The 5,471-nt window shown below is 43.6% G+C and carries 7 protein-coding genes; 5 read left to right on the top strand and 2 right to left on the bottom strand.

The features are described from left to right. Window positions 1-209: 209 nt before the first annotated feature. Window positions 210-611: a hypothetical protein gene (locus BKK50_RS11815; protein WP_077418367.1), complete on the bottom strand. Its 402-nt coding sequence runs from the start codon at window positions 609-611 to the stop codon at window positions 210-212. Window positions 612-733: 122 nt separating this feature from the next. Between BKK50_RS11815 and BKK50_RS11810 the strand changes: the two genes are divergently transcribed. From BKK50_RS11810 to purT, 5 genes are all read left to right on the top strand, one after another. After that, window positions 734-1,333 carry a beta-phosphoglucomutase family hydrolase gene (locus tag BKK50_RS11810; RefSeq protein ID WP_077418365.1) on the top strand — a complete coding sequence of 200 codons (600 nt, stop codon included), beginning with the start codon at window positions 734-736 and terminating at the stop codon, window positions 1,331-1,333. A 2-nt stretch (window positions 1,334-1,335) separates the two neighbouring features. Next, window positions 1,336-1,935 (top strand): sugar O-acetyltransferase, encoded by a 600-nt coding sequence (locus BKK50_RS11805; protein ID WP_077418363.1) that lies wholly within the window; start codon window positions 1,336-1,338, stop codon window positions 1,933-1,935. 1 nt (window position 1,936) lies between these two features. Next, on the top strand, window positions 1,937-2,413 hold the full coding sequence (locus BKK50_RS11800) for a YqaA family protein (RefSeq protein WP_077418361.1): 477 nt from the start codon (window positions 1,937-1,939) through the stop codon (window positions 2,411-2,413). A gap of 174 nt (window positions 2,414-2,587) precedes the next feature. Continuing rightward, complete coding sequence (gene luxS, locus BKK50_RS11795) at window positions 2,588-3,091, top strand: S-ribosylhomocysteine lyase (RefSeq protein WP_077418359.1); 504 nt, start codon at window positions 2,588-2,590, stop codon at window positions 3,089-3,091. 9 nt (window positions 3,092-3,100) lie between these two features. Further along, a complete protein-coding gene (purT, locus tag BKK50_RS11790; protein ID WP_077418357.1) occupies window positions 3,101-4,282 on the top strand; it encodes a formate-dependent phosphoribosylglycinamide formyltransferase in 1,182 nt (393 codons plus the stop codon). 184 nt (window positions 4,283-4,466) lie between these two features. Here the strand turns inward: purT and BKK50_RS11785 are convergent. Next, window positions 4,467-5,471 (bottom strand): autotransporter outer membrane beta-barrel domain-containing protein (locus tag BKK50_RS11785; RefSeq protein ID WP_143529829.1); only part of this gene is annotated, 1,005 nt, incomplete at its 5' end.

Genomic DNA, 5,471 nt, shown 5'->3' with positions numbered 1-5,471 from the left:
GGGATTGAATATGCGGATCAGCCATTTTTTCTCCTTTATTAATCAAAAAAATAAAAACAAAAAGTGCGGTAAAAAACACCGGTATTATACAGCAGTTGCACAACGTTGTTTTTTGTTACTTGTAGGGACACACTGCGTGTGTCCGAATTTTAACTTATTGAAATGATTTGAGTTTTGTAACGGACATACGTAGTATGTCCTACGTGCCGTTAAAATTCCTGTTTTGGTGTATTGGCGATGCAATGCCGGATTTGTTTTTGTTCCAACAATAACGAATACAGGTTTGCCAAAAAGTAGGTTTGTTCCGCATAGGGGATCTCAAAGGGGATAAAAGAAAGTAAATCTTCGTGAATCGTTAAAACTTGTGGAAAAATGACCGCACTTTGGAGCTCTTTAAACATTTCTTGATAGAGAGGAGAGGCGCAACCGCCTCGTTCAATACGCCCAAGGCTACAGGCAATGTGGAACAATAACATATCAACCAATTTAGAATTAACATCCGCTTTCCAATAATGCTCTAGGCGATCACGCAACTGAAAGACGACATCAATAATCGGCTGATTAATCTGTTTGCGTAATTTCCAACGTTCAAGTTGATTAAGCAGTCGCATTTTGGTTCCTGTTCCTCTAAAATTACCCCCCCATAATCTACCGCACTTTAACGAAAGAAAACAGTGCAGAGATCACAAATCGATAACAAATCATAAAACGTATAAGGAATGAAGAAATAAAGATGATAGACAATGCACTTTTCAATCGTTATGAAGGGTTGATTTTTGATATGGACGGCACATTGATTGATACGATGCCGGTGCATGCCCGAGCTTGGGGAATAGTGGGAGAACGGTTTGGCTATGAGTTTGACAGCCAAATTATGTATCAGCTGGGCGGGGCTACCGTGAGAACCATTGCCTCTGCGATTATGGAAAGAGCCGGTATGCCGCAACGCTACCTTGATGAAGTGATTGAAGCGAAACGGGCACTTTCTTATCAATTAATTCCGACCGAATCAACATTACTTCCCACCTTTGAGATTGTTCGCCATTATCATCAGAAAAAACCGATTTCGTTGGGTTCCGGATCGCATCGCCATTTAATTAATATGTTAATGGATAAACTGGCGATTGCCCCCTATTTTGATGCGATTGTGAGTGCGGATGATGTGAAAGAGCATAAACCGCATCCGGAAACTTTTTTACGCTGTGCGGAATTAACGGGGGTGAATCCGACACATTGCATTGTGTTTGAGGATGCGGATTTAGGTGTTCAGGCGGGATTAAACGCAGGAATGGATGTTTTTGATGTGCGTACGCAGCAAATTATTAAGGCATAAAAATGACAGAATATGAAAAAATGATGGCAGGATTGGCGCATTTACCGGCAGAAAAGGAATTAAAAAATATGCGCAAACGGGCTCGGGAAATCGTGTTTGAATTTAACCGCACTTCTCCGAACGATGATGAAACGCAAAATAAATTAATCAGAAAATTATTTGGTCAAGCGGATGAAACCACTTCTATTAATGCCCCTTTTCACTGTGATTATGGGATAAACATTAAAGTGGGGAAAAATTTCTTTACCAATTATCATTGCGTGATGTTGGATAATGGCGGCATCACCATTGGTGATGATGTGATGTTTGCCCCGAATGTGAGTCTTTATACCGTGGGGCATCCGCTAGACGTGGAATTGCGCAATGAGGGGTGGGAGCAGGCCAAACCCATCACCATCGGTAATAATGTTTGGATTGGCGGTAGTGTCGTGATTTTACCGGGGGTGACGATTGGTGATAATGTGGTGGTAGGTGCTGGCAGTGTGGTAAATAAAGATTTACCGAGTAATGTCTTGGCATTTGGCAATCCTTGCCGTGTGGTGCGTGAAATCACCGAACAAGATCGCGAAAATTACCTCCGCACCTATCAGCCTGATCGCTAATATGGATTGGCTTTCTTTCGCTTTTTGGGCTGAGGTTTGGCAGAGTCACGCACTATGGTTAATGTTTGCCAGTGCATTTTTAAGTGCCACACTGCTACCTGGTAATTCGGAAATCGTCTTTATGACATTGGCTATCCCCAAATTAGCCCTCAATTCAGTGTTAAGTGCGGATGTTTTGGGATTGGTTTTTATAGCCACATTGGGAAACGGTTTAGGCAGTCTTACGACTTATGGCATTGGGCGTTGGTTTCCCAAATTTGAAAGCCAAAATGACCGCACTTTATGGGTAATGGAAAAGCTCCGGCGTTATGGCGCTGTGGCATTATTACTGAGCTGGTTGCCGGTTATTGGGGATTTATTTTGTGCGGTGGCGGGGTGGTTGCGTGTAAATTTTACCGCAAGTTGTCTCTTCATTTTTATGGGCAAACTGGTTCGTTATGTGGTTTTACTGTTTCTTAGCGCACCATTCCTATTATAGAATGTCATAAAAAAAGCCCTTCAACGAGTGAAGGGCAAATAACCTAAGGAACCAATTTATTAAAACAACTGCAAGTTGCTCGTTCTCTAGGACCGAAACCTTGCCGGAAAGTTCGGAAGAAATGTGAAAATTTCTTAAATTATTTACAACCAACTGATTTATAAGGAAAAGTTTATGCCATTACTTGATAGTTTTAAAGTAGATCACACAAAAATGAATGCCCCTGCTGTGCGTATTGCAAAAACAATGCGTACACCAAAAGGTGATAACATCACCATTTTTGATTTACGTTTCTGCATTCCGAACAAAGAAATTTTGCCACCTAAAGGCATTCATACTCTTGAGCATTTATTTGCCGGTTTTATGCGTGATCATTTAAATAGTGATAGCGTGGAAATTATTGATATTTCGCCAATGGGCTGTCGCACCGGTTTTTATATGTCATTAATCGGCACGCCAAACGAACAACAAGTGGCACAAGCCTGGCTCGCTGCTATGCAAGATATCTTGAATGTAAAAGATCAATCTGCGATCCCTGAATTGAATATTTATCAATGCGGGACTTATACGGAACATTCCCTTGAAGAAGCCCACGAAATTGCGAAAAACGTTATTGCCCGTGGTGTGGGGGTGAACAAAAATGATGACCTTTCCCTTGACGAATCATTATTAAAATAAGGAGACAATATGACAACCCTTGGTACGGCATTAAGCCCAAATGCGACAAAAGTGATGATGCTTGGCTCCGGCGAATTAGGCAAAGAAGTGGTGATTGAATTGCAACGTTTAGGTGTAGAAGTGATTGCGGTAGATCGCTATGAAAATGCACCCGCCCAGCAAGTGGCACACCGTGCCTATACCATTTCAATGCTTGATGGCGAGGCATTGAAAGCGTTGGTGGAAAAAGAAAAGCCTGATTACATTGTGCCGGAAGTGGAAGCCATTGCGACCGCAACCCTCGTGGAATTAGAGCAAGCCGGTTTTAATGTCGTGCCAACGGCAAAAGCCACCCAGCTTACCATGAACCGAGAAGGCATCCGCCGCTTGGCTTCAGAGGAATTGGGTTTGCCGACCTCCGCTTACCAATTTGTGGATAACTTTGACGATTTCCAACGTGCGGTAGAAAAAATTGGTCTGCCTTGTGTGGTAAAACCCATTATGTCTTCATCCGGTCATGGACAAAGTATTTTGAAATCAAAAGCGGATTTACAAAAAGCCTGGGATTATACACAAGAAGGTGGGCGAGCAGGTGCAGGGCGTGTCATTGTCGAAGGATTTGTTAAATTTGATTATGAAATCACCTTGCTAACGGTTCGCCACATTAATGGAACGAGTTTCCTTGCTCCTATTGGACACCGCCAAGAAGACGGCGATTATCGTGAATCTTGGCAACCGCAAGTGATGTCTGATAGTGCGTTACAAAAAGCACAGTCCATTGCAGAGAAAATTACCGGTGCGCTAGGCGGACGCGGTATTTTTGGGGTAGAAATGTTTGTTTGTGGCGATGACGTGATTTTCAATGAGGTTTCCCCACGCCCACACGACACCGGAATGGTCACCTTAATTTCACAAGAATTATCTGAATTTGCCCTTCACGCCCGTGCGATTTTGGGTTTACCCATCCCCGAAATCACACTTATCAGCCCCTCAGCCTCCAAAGCTATCGTGGTGGAAGGAAAATCAAAAAACATCCAATTTAGTGGAATTGATAAAGCCCTTGTTGAGCCACACACCAACATCCGATTATTCGGTAAAGGTGAGGTCAATGGGCATAGACGCTTAGGGGTGATGCTGGCTCGTGATATTTCTGTTGAAAAAGCCCTTGAGAAAGTAAAACGGGCTTATGAACAGTTAGAGGTGAAGCTGTAATTTTGCTAATTTTTTAAACCGGTATTATGTAGAAAATGCACAAAAGCAGCCATTTCAACGAAATGTAGGGGCACACTGTGTGTGTCCCGACCCATCAAAATAAGGTTTGTGCAACAACGACATAATACCGTTGTAAACAAAAGAGCGGTCAATGTTGACCGCACTTTTGTTTTAGTGATGTTGATTACCACTGATAGCGATACACCGCTTGGATTTGGTACGGTTTGTCGTAACGTTTTCCGTCCGCACGACTCACTTCTAATCCGAAACGATGGTTGGCGATACCGGCATTCAAACCTAGAGCACTTTCAAAACGTCCACGGCTGTCTTCAACATTCAGCGCCGTATTGGAATAATGAATTTTGCTGTCGTTGTTGCGGCTGGTGATCCCATTGATTTCCGCATAAGGTTGTAAATTCCAGCCGTTTGCAAGGGCGAAACTTTTTGCGACACGAACACCGACACGAGAGTAAATGGAAGAAAGACTGTCTTCATTGTCTTTACCTTGAATATGTGTCCAAGCTAATTGCGCTTGCGGTGTGATGACCCAATCGCTACTTAGTTTGAATTGTTTACCAAGCTCACTGGAGAACGTGTAGGCATGGTAACGGCGTTTATCCGTGTGATCGGAATCGGCTTTCAGGCGGCTATATTTCGCAATGTTATCCACATAAATACCGTTATCGGCGAGGTAAGTAGCGTATAACCCCACGCTATGGCTACGCACTTTGCCATCACCATAATTGCCGTTGAAATCAACATTGGCTTGGCTGCGACCGACAAATCCACCAAGGCGGAAATTATCACTCACAGCGGCATCCGCTCCCACTTGTAGGCTGTGAACATTTTGCTTAAAGCCTGAAGTTTGGCTGTCACCGGTGGAAAGTGCGGTCAATTTTTCACGAGAATTGACATTGCGCACCCATACATTGCCTTTCTCTCCGTTTTTCACCTCGCCTAAGCGTTGATGAATACCGATGAGCTCATTTTCTACAAGTAATAATTGGGCTTGGCGGAGTGAGACTTGAGCGTTGGCTTTCGGTGTCAATAGATTATTTTTGGGTGGTAGATTTGTATTGACGTCAGATGGTTTTTCTGATGTATTGTTGCCAGTGCCAGTGCCAGTGCCAGAGCCAGTGCCAGTGCCAGTGCCAGTGCCAGTTCCAGTGCCAGTGCCAGTGCCAGTGCC

The organism is Rodentibacter rarus (assembly GCF_001998965.1).
GTDB lineage: Bacteria > Pseudomonadota > Gammaproteobacteria > Enterobacterales > Pasteurellaceae > Rodentibacter > Rodentibacter rarus.
This window is presented reverse-complemented; position numbering and strand designations above follow the sequence as displayed.